Origin of the sequence: Nonomuraea sp. NPDC000554, assembly GCF_040300065.1 — a bacterium.
GTDB lineage: Bacteria > Actinomycetota > Actinomycetes > Streptosporangiales > Streptosporangiaceae > Nonomuraea.
The window spans coordinates 67,791-84,119 of the sequence record NZ_JBEPDC010000021.1 but is presented as its reverse complement, the minus strand read 5'-3'; the positions used below and the strand labels follow the sequence as shown (position 1 = coordinate 84,119).

Here is a 16,329-nt window from a genome sequence, read left to right as displayed (position 1 = left end):
TTTTATGACTCCTTCGAGAGCGAGACGAGGACGTCATCGCCGTCGATCTTGACTGTGTAGACGTTCACGGGCTTGGTCGCGGGCGGGCCTGTCGGCTTGCCGGAGCGTACGTCGAAGCACGAGCCGTGCAGCCAGCACTCCAGGGTTCCGTCGTAGACCTCTCCCTCGCTGAGCTTCACCTCGGCGTGGGAACACACGTCGTGCAGGGCGAAGACCTCCTCGCCCTTGCGCACCAGCGCGACCGGGGTATCGCCGACCTCGAGGCCGATGACGCCTCCGTCGGGGATGTCCTCGACCCTGCACACCTTCTCGAAACTCATCGCGCGAGCTCCGCCTCCACGGCCGCGAGCACGCGGTCGCGAATCTCCTCGATCTGGATCTTCTCGATGAGCTGGCCGAGGAAGCCCCGGATGACCAGGCGCCGGGCCTCGTCGTAGGGGATGCCGCGGGCCTGCAGGTAGAAGATGTGCTCGTCGTCGAGGCGGCCGGAGGCGCTGGCGTGGCCCGCGCCGGCCACCTCGCCGGTGAGGATCTCCAGGTTCGGCACCGAGTCGGCGCGGGCGCCGTCGGTCAGGAGCAGGTTGCGGTTGAGCTCGTAGGTGTCGGTGCCCTCGGCCTCGACCCTGATGATCACGTCGCCGATCCACACCGTGTGGGCGTCCGCGCCCTGCAAGGCGCCGCGGTAGTCGACGTTGCTCTTGCAGTTGGGCTGGGAGTGGTCGACCAGCAGGCGGTGCTCCAGGTGCTGGCCCGCGTCGGCGAAGTAGACGCCGGACAGGTCCGCGTCGCCGCCGGGGGCGGTGTAGGACACGCTGGGCGACAGCCGCACCAGGTCGCCGCCGAGCGTCGCCGCGAAGCCGCGGAAGGTGGCATCCTTGCCCAGCTGGGCGTGGTGGTGCGAGACGTGGACGGCGTCGTCGTCCCAGTCCTGAAGGCTGACGACCTTGAGCGAGGCGCCGTCGCCGACGACGAACTCGACGTTGTCGGCGTAGACGGCGCTGCCCTTGTGGTCGAGCACCAGCACGGCCTCGGCCAGCGGCTCCACCCGGACCACGATGTGGCCGTAGGCGGCGCCATCGCCGGTGCCGGTGAGCGTGAGCACGGTCGGCTTGGACGTGACGGCCTCGCGCGGCACCGTGACGACGGTCGCCTTCTCGAAGCTGCTGTACGCCTGCGCGCTGACCCGGTCGGCGGGCACGTACGCCTGGCCGACGCGGGGGTCGTCACGCCCGACGGTCTCGACGGTGACCTCGGGGGCGGCGTCGACGTCCACCACGACGTGCCCGGCCGCGCTGGCCGTGCCGTTGTGCAGGCCCTTCAGCCGCGACAGCGGGGTGAAGCGCCACGCCTCCTCGCGCCCGGTCGGGACGTCGAAGTCGCCCAGGTCGTAGGACGCCTTCTCGTGCAGGGTCGACAGGGGCTTCTCGTTCAGGCCCATCAGCCGACGGCTCCTTCCATCTGCAGCTCGATCAGCCGGTTCAGCTCGAGCGCGTACTCCATGGGCAGCTCACGCGCGATCGGCTCCACGAAGCCGCGCACGATCATGGCCATCGCCTCGTCCTCGTCGAGCCCGCGGCTCATGAGGTAGAAGAGCTGGTCCTCGCTGACCTTGGAGACCGTCGCCTCGTGGCCCATGCGCACGTCGTCCTCGCGGACGTCGACGTACGGGTAGGTGTCGGAGCGGCTGATCTGGTCGACGAGCAGCGCGTCGCACTTGACGGTGCTGGCGCTGCCGTGCGCGCCCTCCTCGATCTGCACGAGACCGCGGTAGGAGGTACGGCCGCCGCCGCGCGCCACCGACTTGGAGATGACGCTGGAGCTGGTGTTGGGAGCCAGGTGCACCATCTTGGAGCCGGCGTCCTGGTGCTGGCCCTCGCCCGCGAACGCGACGCTCAGGGTCTCGCCCTTGGCGTGCTCGCCCATCAGGTAGACGGCCGGGTACTTCATCGTGACCTTGGAGCCGATGTTGCCGTCGATCCACTCCATGGTGGCGCCCTCGTAGGCGACGGCGCGCTTGGTGACCAGGTTGTAGACGTTGTTCGACCAGTTCTGGATGGTCGTGTAACGGCAGCGGGCGTTCTTCTTCACGATGATCTCGACGACCGCGGAGTGCAGCGAGTCGGACGAGTAGATCGGCGCGGTGCAGCCCTCGACGTAGTGCACGTAGCTGTTCTCGTCGACGATGATCAGGGTCCGCTCGAACTGGCCCATGTTCTCGGTGTTGATCCGGAAGTAGGCCTGCAGCGGGATCTCGACCTCGACGTTCGGCGGCACGTAGATGAACGAGCCACCGGACCACACGGAGGTGTTCAGCGCGGCGAACTTGTTGTCGCCCACCGGGATGACCGAGCCGAAGTACTCCTTGAAGAGTTCCTCGTGCTCCTTCAGGCCCGTGTCGGTGTCGACGAAGATGACGCCCTTCTCCTCGAGGTCCTCGCGGATCTTGTGGTAGACGACCTCGGACTCGTACTGGGCGGCGACACCGGCGATGAGGCGCTGCTTCTCCGCCTCCGGGATGCCGAGCTTGTCGTAGGTGTTCTTGATGTCGGCGGGCAGCTCGTCCCAGGACGCGGCCTGCTTCTCGGTGGACCGCACGAAGTACTTGATGTTGTCGAAGTCGATGCCGCTGAGGTCAGAGCCCCAGGTGGGCAGCGGCTTCCTGTCGAACAGGCGGAGGCCCTTCAGGCGAAGGTCGAGCATCCACTCCGGCTCGTTCTTCAGCGCGGAGATGTCGCGGACGACCTCCTCGGACAGGCCTCGCTTGGCCGCGGCGCCCGCGGCATCCGGGTCGGCCCAGCCGAACTTGTAATTCCCGAGGCCTTCCAGCTCCGGGCGGTCGGTGACAGTCACCTTCCGGTCTCCTTGCTCTTGTCTCTATGTGCGGGATCACCCAGCGATTGCGGGCTCACATGCGTCGTGCAGACACCGTCGCCGTGGGCGATGGTGGCCAGGCGTTGCACCGGGGTGCCGAGGAGCTGCGCGAACGCCTCCGTTTCGGCCTCGCACAGCTGCGGGAACTCCGCCGCCGCGTGCGCCACCGGGCAGTGGTGCTGGCAGAGCTGGTCGCCGCCGAACACGGCCTTGCTGGCCGAGGCGGCGTACCCCTCTGCCGACAGCGCCTGCGCCAGCACTTCTACCCGCTGGTCTGCCGGCACCGTCCGCATGATCGGCTCCAGCCGTCTCAGCAGGCCGGAGACCTGCGAGCGGGCGAAGTCGGCCACGGCTTCCTCGCCCATGCGCTCGGCCAGGAAGCGTAGCGCGCTCCCGGCCAGGTCGTCATAGGCGTGCTCGAAAGCACTGCGCCCCGCGTCGGTGATGGCGAACAGCTTGGCCGGCCGTCCGCGCCCGCGCTGCCCGCGCGGACGCACCGTCCGGGGCTCTATCATCCCGTCGGCGAGCAGCGCGTCGAGATGACGGCGGACGGCGGCGGGCGTGAGCCCGAGCCGCTCGCCCAGCGCGGCGGCCGCGACGGGACCGTGCTCAAGGATCAGCCTGGCGACGCGCGCACGGGTGCTGCGCTCGCTGCCATGCTCGATCGACGTGGGCACGTTTTTCACAACATCAGTGTGCCGTAATTCCTTCCCGGTTCACAAATGGATCCAGGAAGACGGTCAATGCAATTTCTCACGCAGGTAAGCCTTACCTAATACGGCGTCCGAGCAGGGTGAACGTGAGCGCCGAGCAGGCGAACAGGCCCAGCATGACCGTGGCCATCGGCAGGGCCGTCCCCGATCCCACGAGGCCCACGAGGGGCGCGGCGAGCGCGCCCAGCGCGAACTGCAGCACCCCGAGCAGCGCCGACGCCGCCCCGGCGACCTGCTGCGGCTGGCCGGCCAGGGCGAGCGCGCCGGTGCCGGGTAGCACCAGGCCCTGGCCGCACATGATGACGAACAGGGCCGCGACGATGCCGCCGAGCCCGAGGCCGGTGGCCGCGGCGACCAGCAGCAGCACGCCTCCCGCCGCCGCGATGACCAGGCCGATGGAGACGAGCCGGGCCGGCGCCACCCGTCCGGACAACCGCCCGCCGAGCTGGGCCATGATCGTCAGTCCGAAGGCGTTGAGGCCGAAGATGAGCGAGTACTGCTGGGGCGTGGCCCCGTACACCTCCTGCAGCACGAACGGCGAGCCGGAGATGTAGGCGAACATGGCGGCGAAGGCCAGCCCCGCGGTGAGCGCGCTGCCCATGAACGCGCGGTCGCGCAGGAGCTGCCAGAAGGTGCGCACGGTGTGCCCGAGCCCGCCGCCCTCCCGCCGCTCGGCGGGCAGCGTCTCGCGGACCCCGCCCAGCACCGCCAGCAGCAGCACGACCCCGGCGATGCTCAGCGCGACGAACACGCCGCGCCAGGACGTGAAGGCGAGCAGCTGGGCGCCCGCGATCGGGGCCAGGATCGGCGCCAGGCCGCTGACGAGCATGAGCGTGGCGAAGATGCGCGCGATGGCCGCCCCCTCGTACAGGTCGCGGACCACGGCGCGGACGATGACCAGGGCGGCCCCGCCGAGGACGCCCTGGAGCAGGCGGAGCACGATCAGCGCGGGCACCGAGGGGGCGAACGCGCACAGCAGCGAGGCCAGCGCGTACCCGGCGACGCCGACGATCAGCGGCGTCCTGCGCCCGCGCACGTCGCTGACGGGCCCGGCGACCACCTGGCCGACCGACACGCCGATGAGGCAGGCGGTCAGGGTGAGCTGCACCTGGGCCGGGGCGCTGAGCATCTCGCCGGTGATGGCGGGCAGCGCGGGCAGGTACATGTCGATGGAGAGCGGGCCGATGGCCGACAGCGCTCCCAGGATGAGCAGAAGCAGTCCGCGGCGGCTCTTTCCGGTCACGACGGGTGGCGTGGCTTCTGCCACGGACATGCGTGGACCCCTCTCCCTCACAGGCTCGTGTGACCCATGAGGGCCGAGGGATCAAACCGGGATAAGGTCCTCCGAATTCCCGGTCATCAGATATTTCATACGGTTTCGCTCAGCTGGATCATGGAGAAGGGCGCGCCCTGCGGGTCGACGCACATCGCGAACCGTCCAGCGGGCGTGTCCATGGACTCGACGAGCACATTCGCACCGAGGCGGCGCGCGTCGCCGACGGCGCGGTCCAGGTCGGCGACCGCGAAGTACACCATCCAGAAGGACGGCGTGTCAGGCGGGTAGTCGCCCGGCATCTCGATCATGCCCCCGATGCTGTCGCCGCCGAGCTGCCACTCGGTGTAGCGCATGCCCCCCATGTCCTGGGTGTTGGGCGTCCAGCCGAAGACGGAGGAGTAGAACCGCTCGGCGGCGGGGACGTCACGCGAGACCAGCTCGTTCCAGCAGAACGCGCCCGGCTCGTTGACCAGCTGGGCGCCCTTGTGGTTGCCCGCCTGCCAGACCGACACGAACGACTGGTCGGGAGCCTGGAAGATGGCCATCGTGCCTTCCTCGAAGATCCGCATCGGCTCCATGACGACGGTGCCGCCGGCGTTCTTGACGCGGTCGGCGGTGACCGCGGCGTCGTCGGTGGCGACGTAGGTGTTCCACGCCGACGGCATGCCCTCGCCGCTGACCGGGCCGACGCCCGCGACCTTGTCGCCGTCGTACACGAACTGGCCGTAGCCCCCGGCCTCGGGGTCGTCGATCATCTCGGCCTGCCAGCCGAAGAGCCGTCCGTAGAACCGCACGGACGCGTCGACGTCCGTGCTCGACAGATCCACCCACGACGGGACGCCTGACGCGAATCCCCTGTGGTGTGACATGTCAACCTCCTGTGGCCTTGAGCTTCATTTCAGACTTTCACCCCTCTCACCGGCTCACGGGGAAACACATGGTCAACACCTGTCCATATCCGGCCACCCTTTCAGCGCCGTTCCAGCGTCGCGGTCACACCCGCCCAGCACACCCGCCCAGCACTGCCGCGGCCTGCCAGCATGACCACTGCCCGCAGTCCCTAGACTCGTGGCCATGGAATCCCCAGCCGTCGAGACCATCGGACTGGTCAAGCGATACGGCGGCACGACCGCGGTCGACGGCCTGTCGCTGCGCGCCGCGCGCGGCGCGGTGACCGCCATCCTCGGCCCGAACGGCGCGGGCAAGACGTCCACGGTGGAGATCTGCGAGGGGTTCCGCAGGCCCGACGGCGGCACGGTGCGGGTGCTCGGCCTGCCGCCCACCCAGCCCGAGCTGCGGCCGCGGGTCGGCGTGATGCTGCAGGCGGGCGGCGTGCCCCCCGCGATGCGCTGCGCCGAGTGGCTGTCGCTGGTCTCCCGCTTCTACGCGCACCCGCTCGACGCCCGGGCGCTGCTGTCGCGGCTGGGCCTCGACGAGCACGCCCGCACCCCGTACCGCCGCCTGTCCGGCGGGCAGCAGCAGCGGCTGTCGCTGGCCGCGGCCGTGATCGGCCGGCCCGAGCTGGTCTTCCTCGACGAGCCGACAGCCGGGCTCGACCCGCAGGCCAGGCACGCCTGCTGGGAGCTCGTGGGCGAGCTGCGCTCGGCGGGCGTGTCCGTGGTGCTGACCACGCACCACATGGACGAGGCCGAGCGGCTGGCCGACCAGGTGGTCATCATCGACCGGGGCAGCGTCGTCGCCGAGGGCAGCCCGGCGTCGCTCACGGGGGCGGCCCGCCAGCTGCGCTTCCGGGCGCGTCCAGGGCTGGCGCTGGACGAGCTGCTGAACGCGCTGCCCGCGGGCAGCGCGGCCAAGGAGTCCCCTGCGGGTCACTACATCATCGAGGGCCACGTGGGGCCCGAGCTGCTGGCCACCGCCACCGCCTGGTGCGCCGCCGAGGGCGTCGCGGCCGACGACCTGAGCATCGAGCGCCGCACGCTGGAAGACGTCTTCCTCGAACTGACCGGCAGGGAACTGCGATGACCGCCCTCGTCCTCCTCGAACCGACAGGCAGGCTCGAACCGACAGGCAGGGAACCGCGATGACCGCCCTCGACTTCACGCCCGCGCCGGGAGCCGCGCCGTTCCCGCGCATGGTGCTCGCGCAGGCGGGCGCCGAGGTGCGCGCGACGCTGCGCAACGGCGAGCAGCTCCTGCTCACCCTGGTCATCCCGGTGCTGCTGCTGGTCGGCTTCTCGCTGGCGCCGCTGATCGACATCGGCGGCGGCAGCCGGGTGGACTTCCTGGCGCCGGGAGTGCTCGCGCTGGCCGTCATGTCCACGGCGTTCACGGGGCAGGCGATCGCGACCGGCTTCGAGCGCCGGTACGGCGTGCTGAAGCGGCTGGGGGCGACCCCGCTGTCCAGGGCGGGGCTGATGCTGGCCAAGACCGTCGCGGTGATCGCGGTGGAGGCCGTCCAGGTCGTGGTGGTCGTGGTGGTGGCGCTGTCGCTCGGCTGGCATCCGCACGGCTCGCCGCTGGCGGCCGCGCTGCTCGTGCTGCTGGCCACCGCGGCGTTCTCCGGCCTGGGCCTGCTGATGGCGGGCACCCTCAGGGCCGAGGCGACCCTGGCCGCGGCCAACCTGGTCTACCTGGTGCTGCTGGGGGCCGGCGGCGTGATGTTCCCGCTGTCGAAGTTCCCCTCGGGGCTGCGGCACGTGCTGGAGCTGCTGCCGATCTCGGCGCTGACGAGCGGCCTGCGCACGGTCCTGGCGGGCGGGGGCACCCTGCCGCTGGGGGCGCTGGCGATCCTGGCCTGCTGGGCGGCCCTGACGCTGGGCCTGGCCTCACGCACGTTCCGCTGGGAGTAGCCGCGACGGACGCGGCCCCCAGCAGGCAGGCATCCGTTGTACCCCTCTCACACCGATCCGGCCGACGTGGACCTCGGTGGCGGGTATGTCGGCGGGGTTCAGTACCCTCTGCGTAGTTCCTGGCCAGTGAGGAGTTCCGTGACCGCCTTCGCCCTTGACGATCCGTTCGACCGGCGCTCCGGCCTGCCCCGGCCGGGCAGCCTGCTCCGCACGGCCGCCGACTCCATCCCGCCGTCCGGGCTGGTGCTGCTGGCGATCGTTTCGGTGCAGCTCGGCGCGGGGTTCGCCAAGGAGCTGTTCGCGGCGCTGCCGCCGAGCGCGGTGGTGTTCGTCCGCATCGCGGCCGGCGCGCTCATCATGGGCGCGGTGGCGCGGCCGAAGCTGAAGGGGCTGTCCTGGCGCGACTGGGCGATCGGCCTGGGCTTCGGCGCGACGCTGGCGGTGATGAACCTCTCGTTCTACGAGGCGCTGTCGCGGCTGCCGCTGGGCATCACGGTGGCGATCGAGTTCCTCGGGCCGCTCGGGGTGGCCGTGGCGGCCTCGCGCCGCCGGATCGACCTGCTGTGGATCGGGCTCGCGGCGGCCGGCGTGGCCCTGCTCGCGCCGTGGGGCGAGGCGGCGTCGGTGAGCTGGGTCGGCATCGGGTTCGCCCTGGTGGCGGGCGCCGGCTGGGCGACGTACATCCTGCTGTCGGCGGCGGCCGGGCGGCGCTTTCCCGGTACGTCCGGGCTGTCGTTCGCGATGATCGTCTCGGCCGTGCTGATCGCGCCCGTCGGCATCACGACGGGCGGCGCCGACCTGCTGCAGCCGCACCTGCTGCTGATCGGGCTGGGCGTGGGCCTGTTGTCGTCGGTGATCCCGTACTCGCTGGAGATGCAGGCGTTGCGGCGGATGCCCAAGGAGGTGTTCGGCATCCTGATGAGCCTGGAGCCCGCGGTGGCGGCGCTGATCGGGGTGCTGGTGCTGGGCGAGCTTCTGCACGTGCAGCAGTGGGCGGCGATCGTGTGCATCGTGGCCGCGAGCCTGGGCTCCACCCGCAGGGCCAAGAAGGGGTAAGGGCGGCTACTCCGCGTCGGGGTCGGCCCAGATGCCGCGGACGTGCTGGATGTGCTCGCCCATGATGTGCCTGACCGCCCCGCCGTCGCCGCTCTTGAGCGCGTCGAGCAGGGCCAGGTGCTCTCTGGCCGAGTCGGTGAGCGTGCCGCGCTGCGAGAGCTGCGACAGGCCGTACAGGCGGGCCCTGTTGCGCAGGTCGCGCACCACGGCGACCAGGTGGGCGTTGCCCGACAGGGTCAGCAGCTCGACGTGGAAGCGCAGGTCGGCGTCGACGTAGGCGAGCAGGTCGCCGCGTTCGGCCGCGTCGACGATCTCCTGGGCGAAGGGCCGCAGCCGTTCGAAGTCGTCGGCCCGCGCGGCGTCGGCCAGGCGGGCCACGGTCGGCACCTCGATGAGCTGGCGGATCTCGGTCAGCTCGTCCAGGTCGCGGTCGGACAGTTCGGTGACCCGGAAGCCCTTGTTGCGCACCGCCTCGACCAGGCCCTCCTTGGCCAGGTCGAGCATGGCCTCGCGGACAGGCGTCGCGGACACGCCGAACTGCCCGGCGAGCACCGGCGCCGAGTACACCACTCCCGGGCGCATCTCCCCCGCGACCAGCGCGGCACGGAGCGCGTGCGCCACCTGTTCGCGCAGGCTCTGCCGTTCCCCCACCATCGGCAGGTCCAGCCGGCCCTCGACAGCCATCGGCCCATCCCCTCCCTACGTCCACGCCTCGTATGCGGCGGCGGCGACCACGAGGTCCTCCCACGCCATGCCTGTGCTCTTGAAGACGCGGGGCCCGACCCCCGCGGCCACCTGCCCAGCGACCAGCTGGGCGAGGTTCCCGGCGAGGTGATCGGTGGTGATCGTACCGTGGCGCAGTGGAATGACGACATCGCCGGCCTCGGCCAGTGCCGCCGATCGGGCCTCGACGACGAGCGTGGCGCGGGCGACGAGGTCGTCGTCGAGCTCGCGGGCGTCCGGCTCGTGCGACCCGACCGCCACCACGGTGACGCCGTCGCGGGCGAGTTTACCTGGGAAGAGCGGCTCTCTGGCGGTGGTGCAGCAGGCGATCAGGTCCGCCCTGGCGACCGCCTCACCGACCTGCTCGCCGGAGGCGGGCAGCACGAGGGTCTCCAGGCCGCGGGCGCGGCAGCGGCCGGCCAGGGACTCGGCGCGTGCGCGGTCGCGGCCGACGAGGGTGACCCGCTCGACGGGGCGGACCTCCGCCAGGGCCAGGACGTGGCCCCACGCCTGCGGGCCGGTGCCGAAGACCAGCAGGTCGCGGGCGTCGGGGGCGGCCAGGTGGCGGACGGCGAGCGCCGAGACCGCCGGGGTGCGCTGTGACGTGAGCGCGAGGCCGTCCATGGCCGCCAGCGGGGTGAGGGTCTCGCCGTCGAGCAGCAGGTACGTGCCCTGGATGCGCGGCAGGCCGCGGCCGGGGTTGGCGGGCGCGACCGTGACGGCCTTGAGCCCGGCGTACCGTCCGGCCGCGGCGGGCATCAGCAGGAGCTGTCCGGCGGGCAGCTCGACGATGGGCCGCCGCGGCGTGTCCTCCGGGTCGAGCCCGGCCCGCAGCGCGGCCTCCAGGATCTGGACGGCGCGCGCCACGGGTACCAGCCGCTCGATGGCGGTTGCGTCGAGGTAGGGCAGGGAGTTCATCGCATCCAGGTCGGGGTCAGCGGAGGGTGAAGCCCGTGCCGATGGGGTCGTCGGGGTCGAGCTCGAAGGCGTGCCTGCCGGTGCGGTAGGCCATGCCTTCGATCTCGGGGATCACGCCCCGCTCGGCCACGCCGGTCACGCGGGCGCGGAAGGTGGTGCCGACGATGCCGTCGTGGATCAGGGTGCCACGGAAGCCGTCCTCGTGCAGCAGGGCGAGCCTGGCGGCCGTGCCCGAGCCGCACGGCGAGCGGTCCACCTCGCCGTCCGCGAACACCGTGACGTTGCGCTGGTGGCCGTCGCCGTCGAGCTCGTCGTAGAAGATCACGCCGTAGACGCCCGACAGCCGGTCGTCGTCCGGGTGCCGCGAGGCCGGGTGGCCCGCGAGGTCCGCCTTGATGCGGCGGGCGTGCGCGATCAGCTCCGTCAGGTGCCCGGGCCGCATGCTCAGGCCGAGCGCGGCGGCGGGCACGGACGCGTAGATGGCCCCGCCGTACGACAGGTCCACCGTGGTCCCGCCGGCGGGGACGCCACGGGCGATCACGTACGACGGGACGTTCACGAACGTGACGGACTCGATGCGCCCGCCCGAGCTGCGCACCCTGGCGGTGACGCGGCCGGAGGGGACGTCGATGACCACGTCGGTCTCGCCCTCGGGGTCCGCCTTGACCAGGCCCTCCTGGACGGCGTGGACGCCGAGCGCGATCGTGCCGTGGCCGCAGGCGGTGGAGTAGCCGTCCTTGTGCCAGAACAGCACGCCGAGGTGGGCGCCCGGGTCGTCGGGCGGCACCAGGAAGCAGCCGTACATGTCGGCGTGGCCGCGCGGCTCATGGCAGAGCAGCCGCCGGACGGCGTCCACGGCGGGGTCCACGGTGGGGTCCGCCGCGTTGGCGCGGCGGTCGAGGACGGTGGCGCCGGGGATCTCCGGCACGCCGCCGGTGACGACCCGGAAGGGCTCACCGGCGGTGTGGTAGTCGATCGTGGTGATCACAGTTCGAACCCTTCCGGGAAGGGGTCGCGAGGGTCGAGGAAGTACTGGGCGGTTCCGGTGACCCAGGCGCGGCCGGTGATCGACGGGACGACCGCGGGCCTGCCCCCGACGGTGGTCTCCTCCAGCAGCCTGCCGACGAAGCGGGTGCCGATGAACGACTCGTTGACGAAGTCGCTGCCCAGGTCCAGTTCGCCGCGGGCGTGCAGCTGGGCCATGCGGGCGCTGGTGCCGGTGCCGCACGGCGAGCGGTCGAACCAGCCGGGGAAGATCGCCATCGCGTGCCTGGAGTGGCGCGCGTCGGAGCCGGGCGCGGCGAAGTAGACGTGGTGGCAGCCGCGGATCCGCTCGTCCTCGGCGTGGACGGGCTCGTCGGCGGCGTTGATGGCGTCCATGGTCGCCAGGCCGGCGGCCAGGATCTCGTTCTTGGCCTTGCGGTCGAACGGCAGCCCGTACGCGTCCAGGTCGACGATGGCGTAGAAGTTGCCGCCGTAGGCCAGGTCGTAGCGGACGCGGCCGAACCCGGGCACCTCGACCTCCGCGTCCAGCCGGTCGCTGTAGGCGGGGACGTTGCGCAGGGTCACCGACATGGCCATGCCGTCCTGCACCGCCACGTCCACCACGACCAGGCCCGCCGGGACCTCCAGCCGCACGGTCGTGACGGGCTCGACCACCTCCACCATGCCGGTCTCGACCAGCACGGTGGCCACGCCGATCGTGCCGTGGCCGCACATCGGCAGCAGCCCCGACACCTCGATGAACAGCACTCCCCAGTCGGCGTCGGGCCTGGTGGGCGGCTGGAGGATGGCGCCGCTCATGGCGGCGTGGCCGCGCGGCTCGTTCATCAGGAGCCTGCGGATGTGGTCGAGGTTGTCGCGGAAGTAGACGCGCCGCTCGGCCATGCTGGTGCCGGGGATCACGCCGACTCCGCCGGTGATCACGCGGGTCGGCATGCCCTCGGTGTGGGAGTCGACGGCGTGGAAGACCCGGCGGGTCCTCATCGCAGGCCCTCCGCCAGCACCTTCTCCGTCGCGGCGCGGACGGTCGCCGCCTGCTCCCCGGTCAGCGGCACTCGCGGGTGGCGGCTGGGGCCGCCGTGCCGGCCGGCGAGGTCCATGGACAGCTTGATGGCCTGGACGAACTCGGTCTTGGAGTCCCAGCGCAGCAGCGGGTGCAGCTTCTTGTAGAGCGGCAGCGCGGTGTCGAGGTCGCCGGCGACGGCCGCGCGGTACAGGGCGACGTTGGAGGCGGGCAGCGCGTTCGGGTACCCGGCGATCCAGCCGACGGCCCCGGCCAGCGCCAGTTCGAGCAGCACGTCGTCGGAGCCGATCAGCAGGTCCAGGCCGGGGGCCAGCTCGGCGATCTCGTAGGCGCGGCGCGGGTCGCCGGTGAACTCCTTGACCGCCACGATCAGGCCCTCGTCGAACAGCCTGGCCAGCAGGGCGGGGGTGAGGTCGACCTTGGTGTCGTAGGGGTTGTTGTAGGCCACGATCGGCACGCCCGCCTTGGCCACCTCGCGGTAGTGCTCCAGGACGGCCCGCTCGTCGGCGCGGTAGGAGTTGGGCGGCAGCAGCAGCACCGAGCCGCAGCCCGCCTCGCCCGCCCGCTCGGCCCAGCGGCGCGACTCGTCGGCGCCGTACGCGCCCACGCCGGGCATCACGTTGCGCCCGCCGACGGCCTCGACGGCGGTCCGCATCACCTGCGCCCGCTCGTCGGCGGTGAGGGTCTGGTACTCGCCCAGCGACCCGTTCGGCACCACGCCGTCGCAGCCGTTCTCCACCAGCCATCGGCAGTGCCCGGCGTAGCCGTCGAAATCGACCGACAGGTCCTCGCGCAGCGGCAGCGCGGTGGCGACCATGACGCCGTGCCAGGGCTTGATCCGATCCGTCATGAAACAGGTCCTCCGTTACGGGGTTTGTTGTGGGTGCTGATGTGGGGGGTGCTGGTGTCGGGGGTGGGGCTGATGTGGGGGGTGCTGGTGTCGGGGGTGGGGCTGATGTCGGGGGTGGGCTGATCCGGGGTGGGGCTGATGTCGGCGGTGGGGCTGATGTCCTCGTGGGAGCCGGCGTCTTCGCGGGCGCCGGTGCCGGCGTGAGGGCCGGTGTCCAGCGCGGCGAGCGCGCCGAGGCTGACGGGCTGGGCGATGGGACTCCGGGGCGGCTGGGGCGGCTCTCCGGCCAGGCAGGCGACGGCGTGGCCGCAGATGCGGCCCTGGCACCAGCCCATGCCCGGACGGGCGAGCAGCTTGATCGACCGCGCGTCGGTGGCGCCGAGCGCCTGCGCCTCGCGGATGCGCGATAGCGGCACCTCCTCGCACCGGCACACCAGCGTGTCGTCGCGCAGCCACCCCTGCCAGCCTGATCTGACCGGGTACGCCCGCTGGAGCGCCTCGCCGAACGCGCGCAACCTGCGCCGCCTGCGCGTCAGCAGGCCGGGGAGCGGCCCGGGGGCTCCCCCTCGGGCGGCGGCGACGGCCAGGCCGGCGATGCGGCCCTCCAGCTCCGCCAGGTGCCTGCCGCCGACGCCGGTGGGCTCGCCCGCCGCCCAGACCCCGTCCACCGAGGTCCGCTGGGTGGCGTCCACGTCCAGGACGGGGCTGCCGTCCACGTCGGCGCGGGTGCGACAGCCGAGCTGGACGCCCAGCTCGATCTGCGGGACGAAGCCGTACCCGATGGCCAGCGTGTCGCACTCCAGCTCGCGGGTGGCGAGAACCTTCCAGCTGGGGTCCAGGCGGGCGATGGTGACGCCTTCCAGCTCGTGCTCGCCGTGCGCGGCGACCACCGCCTGGCGGGTCCGGTACGGCACCCGCCTCCTGACCAGCTCAAGGCCGTATCCGGCGGCCTCGCCCAGCTTGCCCGCGGCCAGCACCGGGTGTCTGGCCAGGCCGAGCCCCCCGTTGGCCTCGTACACGCCCAGCACGTCGGCGCCCGCCCCGGCGAGGCCCGCCGCGACGGGCAGCAGGAACGGCCCGGTGCCCGCCACGACGATCCGCCTGCCGGCGACGACGTTGCCGCCCTTGAGCAATGCCTGCGCGCCGCCGGCCGTGAGGACGCCGGGCAGGTCCCAGCCGGGGAACGGCAGCGGCCGGTCGTGCGCCCCGGTGGCGATCAGCAGGTCCCGGCACAGGACGGCGACGTTGCCGGTGGACGTGACGCACTGGACGGCGAACACCCCGTCGTCCTGCCTGGACACGGCCCACACCTGGTGCTTGAGCAGCAGGTCGGCGCGCTCGCCGAGGGCCCGTCCCTGCCGGAGGAACCGGTCGAATCCGGCCGGGGCGTGCCCGGCGCCGGGGTCGGCGGGGTGGCGGAAGTACTGGCCGCCGAGGCGGGCGCCCGAGTCGACGAGCGCGACGCGCAGCCCGCCGAGGGCCGCCGCGAGGGCTCCCGCCACTCCGGCCGGGCCGCCGCCGATCACCGCGAGATCGTAGGTGTCCGTCATGCGCCCGCCGCCTCCTCGACCGGCGCGGTCGTGACCGCGTCGCCTGGCTCGGCCTCCAGCAGGCAGGCGCGCTCGGGAGGGCGGCCGTTGACCGTGACCAGGCAGTCGAAGCAGACGCCGATGCCGCAGAACAGCCCGCGCGGGCGCCCGCCGAACCGGGTGGTGCGCCAGGAGCGGACGCCGGCCGCGTGCAGCGCGGCCCCGATCGTCTGCCCGGCGGCGACCGGCACCGGGCGGCCGTCGACGGTGATGTGGAAGTCCGGGGAGGGCTGGGTCACGACGACTCCTGGAAGCGGCCGGGGCGGAAGGGGCGCAGGTCGAGATCCGGTCCGGCGCCGGTGAGCAGCTGCGCGAGCAGGTGGCCGGTCGCCGGGGCGAGCCCGATGCCCGCGCCCTCGTGGCCGCACGCGTGGTACAGGCCGGGCACGCGGGGGTCCTCCCCGATGACGGGCAGGTGGTCGGGGCAGTACGGACGGAATCCGCAGTACGACCTGATGGCGCGCACGTCCCGCAGCGCGGGGAAGAGCGCGACCGCCTGCGCGGCGAGCCGTCCGAGCACCGGCAGCGAGGTGGTGCGGTCGAACCCGACCCGTTCCCTGCTGGCCCCGATGAGGACGGTCCCCGCCGGGGTCCCCTCCACCACGGCAGACGTCTCCAGCCCCGCCGAGTCGCTGGCCACGTTCGTGACGTAGGCGGCGGTGTAGACCTTGTGCCTGATCAGGGGCTCGGCCAGCGGCTCGGTGACGAGGATGAAGCCGCGCCTGGGCAGTACGGGCAGCTCGACACCGGCCATCGCGGCGACCTCGCCGCCCCAGGTGCCGGCCGCGTTGATCACCGCGCCGCCGAGGAGGTCGCCGCGGTCGGTGCGGACGCCCGTGACCCGGCCGCCGGACAGGGTGAAACCGGTGACGGTCACGCCGGTGCGCAGGCGCACCGTGCCGTGCCCGTAGCTCTCGGCCGCGTGCTCCAGCAGCTTGGCCGCCGCCAGCATGGGCTGGACCTGGGCGTCCTGCGGGTAGTGCACACCGCCCGCGAGCCCGGCCGCCAGGTGCGGCTCGTAGTCGCGCAGCGCGTCCCCTGCCACCACGGCGTGCTCGACGTCCTGCTTGGACGCCAGCTCGACGAGCTGCCGCTGGATCTCGTCCGTCTCGGCGACGACGAGGCCGCCCTTGGCCTCGAACTCGAAGCCGCCAAGGGCCGACAGCTCCCGCCACAGGCGGTTCGACAGCAGCGCCAGTTCCAGCTCGGGCCCCGGCTCCTTGTCGGAGACCAGGATGTTGCCCTCGCCCGAGCCGGTCGTCCCGCCGGCGACCGGGCCCCGGTCGAGCACGGTCACGTCCAGGCCCGCTCGCGCGGCGTAGTAGGCGCACGCCGCGCCCACGACTCCCGCGCCGACGACGATCACGTCGGACATGCACACCTCCTGACAGTAATATGTCACATACTCACACTGATTGAAAAGTCACATTCCGTATGACGGGACAAAACGCCCATACTCCGGCTTCGGCAGGCGCGTTCCCCCGATTCGGGGACCGAC

The 16,329-nt window shown here is 72.2% G+C and carries 17 protein-coding genes; 3 read left to right on the top strand and 14 right to left on the bottom strand.

The genetic code is table 11. The features are described from left to right. Positions 1 to 2 precede the first annotated feature (2 nt). From ABT294_RS33680 to ABT294_RS33655, 6 genes are all read right to left on the bottom strand, one after another. Entirely contained in the window at positions 3 to 320 is a 318-nt protein-coding gene (locus tag ABT294_RS33680) for a Rieske (2Fe-2S) protein (RefSeq protein WP_350810350.1), read from the bottom strand. Next, the gene (gene sufD / locus ABT294_RS33675) at positions 317 to 1,438 is read right to left on the bottom strand and encodes a Fe-S cluster assembly protein SufD (protein WP_350810349.1); all 1,122 of its coding nucleotides are present in this window, start codon (positions 1,436 to 1,438) and stop codon (positions 317 to 319) included. The genes ABT294_RS33680 and sufD overlap by 4 nt, the downstream gene beginning before the upstream one ends. After that, complete coding sequence (gene sufB / locus ABT294_RS33670; protein ID WP_350810348.1) at positions 1,438 to 2,850, bottom strand: Fe-S cluster assembly protein SufB; 1,413 nt, start codon at positions 2,848 to 2,850, stop codon at positions 1,438 to 1,440. Before sufB ends, sufD begins: the two co-directional genes overlap by 1 nt. Beyond that, positions 2,847 to 3,548, bottom strand: coding sequence for a helix-turn-helix transcriptional regulator (locus ABT294_RS33665; RefSeq protein WP_350810347.1), 702 nt, complete (start codon positions 3,546 to 3,548; stop codon positions 2,847 to 2,849). The genes sufB and ABT294_RS33665 overlap by 4 nt, the downstream gene beginning before the upstream one ends. A 91-nt stretch (positions 3,549 to 3,639) precedes the next feature. Beyond that, positions 3,640 to 4,857 carry a multidrug effflux MFS transporter gene (locus ABT294_RS33660; RefSeq protein WP_350810346.1) on the bottom strand — a complete coding sequence of 406 codons (1,218 nt, stop codon included), beginning with the start codon at positions 4,855 to 4,857 and terminating at the stop codon, positions 3,640 to 3,642. Positions 4,858 to 4,952: 95 nt separating this feature from the next. Continuing rightward, entirely contained in the window at positions 4,953 to 5,729 is a 777-nt protein-coding gene (locus tag ABT294_RS33655; RefSeq protein WP_350810345.1) for a VOC family protein, read from the bottom strand. A gap of 205 nt (positions 5,730 to 5,934) precedes the next feature. Between ABT294_RS33655 and ABT294_RS33650 the strand changes: the two genes are divergently transcribed. From ABT294_RS33650 to ABT294_RS33640, 3 genes are all read left to right on the top strand, one after another. Further along, a complete protein-coding gene (locus ABT294_RS33650; protein WP_350810344.1) occupies positions 5,935 to 6,843 on the top strand; it encodes an ABC transporter ATP-binding protein in 909 nt (302 codons plus the stop codon). Positions 6,844 to 6,901: 58 nt separating this feature from the next. Then, positions 6,902 to 7,669 carry an ABC transporter permease gene (locus tag ABT294_RS33645; protein ID WP_350810343.1) on the top strand — a complete coding sequence of 256 codons (768 nt, stop codon included), beginning with the start codon at positions 6,902 to 6,904 and terminating at the stop codon, positions 7,667 to 7,669. Positions 7,670 to 7,807: 138 nt separating this feature from the next. After that, the gene (locus tag ABT294_RS33640; RefSeq protein WP_350810342.1) at positions 7,808 to 8,725 is read left to right on the top strand and encodes an EamA family transporter; all 918 of its coding nucleotides are present in this window, start codon (positions 7,808 to 7,810) and stop codon (positions 8,723 to 8,725) included. A 6-nt stretch (positions 8,726 to 8,731) separates the two neighbouring features. Here the strand turns inward: ABT294_RS33640 and ABT294_RS33635 are convergent, their stop codons facing one another. From ABT294_RS33635 to ABT294_RS33600, 8 genes are read right to left on the bottom strand one after another with little or no spacing between them, the layout of a single operon-like run. Next, the gene (locus tag ABT294_RS33635; protein WP_350810341.1) at positions 8,732 to 9,409 is read right to left on the bottom strand and encodes a GntR family transcriptional regulator; all 678 of its coding nucleotides are present in this window, start codon (positions 9,407 to 9,409) and stop codon (positions 8,732 to 8,734) included. 15 nt (positions 9,410 to 9,424) lie between these two features. After that, positions 9,425 to 10,366 carry an ornithine cyclodeaminase family protein gene (locus tag ABT294_RS33630; RefSeq protein ID WP_350810340.1) on the bottom strand — a complete coding sequence of 314 codons (942 nt, stop codon included), beginning with the start codon at positions 10,364 to 10,366 and terminating at the stop codon, positions 9,425 to 9,427. Positions 10,367 to 10,382: 16 nt separating this feature from the next. After that, positions 10,383 to 11,354: a proline racemase family protein gene (locus ABT294_RS33625; protein WP_350810339.1), complete on the bottom strand. Its 972-nt coding sequence runs from the start codon at positions 11,352 to 11,354 to the stop codon at positions 10,383 to 10,385. Next, a complete protein-coding gene (locus ABT294_RS33620) occupies positions 11,351 to 12,352 on the bottom strand; it encodes a proline racemase family protein (RefSeq protein WP_350810338.1) in 1,002 nt (333 codons plus the stop codon). Before ABT294_RS33620 ends, ABT294_RS33625 begins: the two co-directional genes overlap by 4 nt. After that, on the bottom strand, positions 12,349 to 13,242 hold the full coding sequence (locus ABT294_RS33615) for a dihydrodipicolinate synthase family protein (protein WP_350810337.1): 894 nt from the start codon (positions 13,240 to 13,242) through the stop codon (positions 12,349 to 12,351). The genes ABT294_RS33620 and ABT294_RS33615 overlap by 4 nt, the downstream gene beginning before the upstream one ends. Continuing rightward, positions 13,239 to 14,792, bottom strand: coding sequence for an FAD/NAD(P)-dependent oxidoreductase (locus tag ABT294_RS33610; RefSeq protein ID WP_350810336.1), 1,554 nt, complete (start codon positions 14,790 to 14,792; stop codon positions 13,239 to 13,241). The genes ABT294_RS33615 and ABT294_RS33610 overlap by 4 nt, the downstream gene beginning before the upstream one ends. Further along, positions 14,789 to 15,070, bottom strand: a complete 282-nt coding sequence (locus ABT294_RS33605) for a (2Fe-2S)-binding protein (protein WP_350810335.1) — start codon at positions 15,068 to 15,070, stop codon at positions 14,789 to 14,791. Before ABT294_RS33605 ends, ABT294_RS33610 begins: the two co-directional genes overlap by 4 nt. After that, on the bottom strand, positions 15,067 to 16,206 hold the full coding sequence (locus ABT294_RS33600; RefSeq protein WP_350810334.1) for an NAD(P)/FAD-dependent oxidoreductase: 1,140 nt from the start codon (positions 16,204 to 16,206) through the stop codon (positions 15,067 to 15,069). Before ABT294_RS33600 ends, ABT294_RS33605 begins: the two co-directional genes overlap by 4 nt. Positions 16,207 to 16,329: the final 123 nt, after the last annotated feature.

Coding starts and splice junctions, on each gene's coding strand:
- ABT294_RS33680 (WP_350810350.1), bottom strand. CDS start 320: ATGAGTTTCGAGAAGGTGTGCAGGGTCGAGGACATCCCCGACGGAGGC.
- sufD (WP_350810349.1), bottom strand. CDS start 1,438: ATGGGCCTGAACGAGAAGCCCCTGTCGACCCTGCACGAGAAGGCGTCC.
- ABT294_RS33660 (WP_350810346.1), bottom strand. CDS start 4,857: ATGTCCGTGGCAGAAGCCACGCCACCCGTCGTGACCGGAAAGAGCCGC.
- ABT294_RS33655 (WP_350810345.1), bottom strand. CDS start 5,729: ATGTCACACCACAGGGGATTCGCGTCAGGCGTCCCGTCGTGGGTGGAT.
- ABT294_RS33650 (WP_350810344.1), top strand. CDS start 5,935: ATGGAATCCCCAGCCGTCGAGACCATCGGACTGGTCAAGCGATACGGC.
- ABT294_RS33645 (WP_350810343.1), top strand. CDS start 6,902: ATGACCGCCCTCGACTTCACGCCCGCGCCGGGAGCCGCGCCGTTCCCG.
- ABT294_RS33635 (WP_350810341.1), bottom strand. CDS start 9,409: ATGGCTGTCGAGGGCCGGCTGGACCTGCCGATGGTGGGGGAACGGCAG.
- ABT294_RS33630 (WP_350810340.1), bottom strand. CDS start 10,366: ATGAACTCCCTGCCCTACCTCGACGCAACCGCCATCGAGCGGCTGGTA.
- ABT294_RS33620 (WP_350810338.1), bottom strand. CDS start 12,352: ATGAGGACCCGCCGGGTCTTCCACGCCGTCGACTCCCACACCGAGGGC.
- ABT294_RS33615 (WP_350810337.1), bottom strand. CDS start 13,242: ATGACGGATCGGATCAAGCCCTGGCACGGCGTCATGGTCGCCACCGCG.
- ABT294_RS33610 (WP_350810336.1), bottom strand. CDS start 14,792: ATGACGGACACCTACGATCTCGCGGTGATCGGCGGCGGCCCGGCCGGA.
- ABT294_RS33600 (WP_350810334.1), bottom strand. CDS start 16,206: ATGTCCGACGTGATCGTCGTCGGCGCGGGAGTCGTGGGCGCGGCGTGC.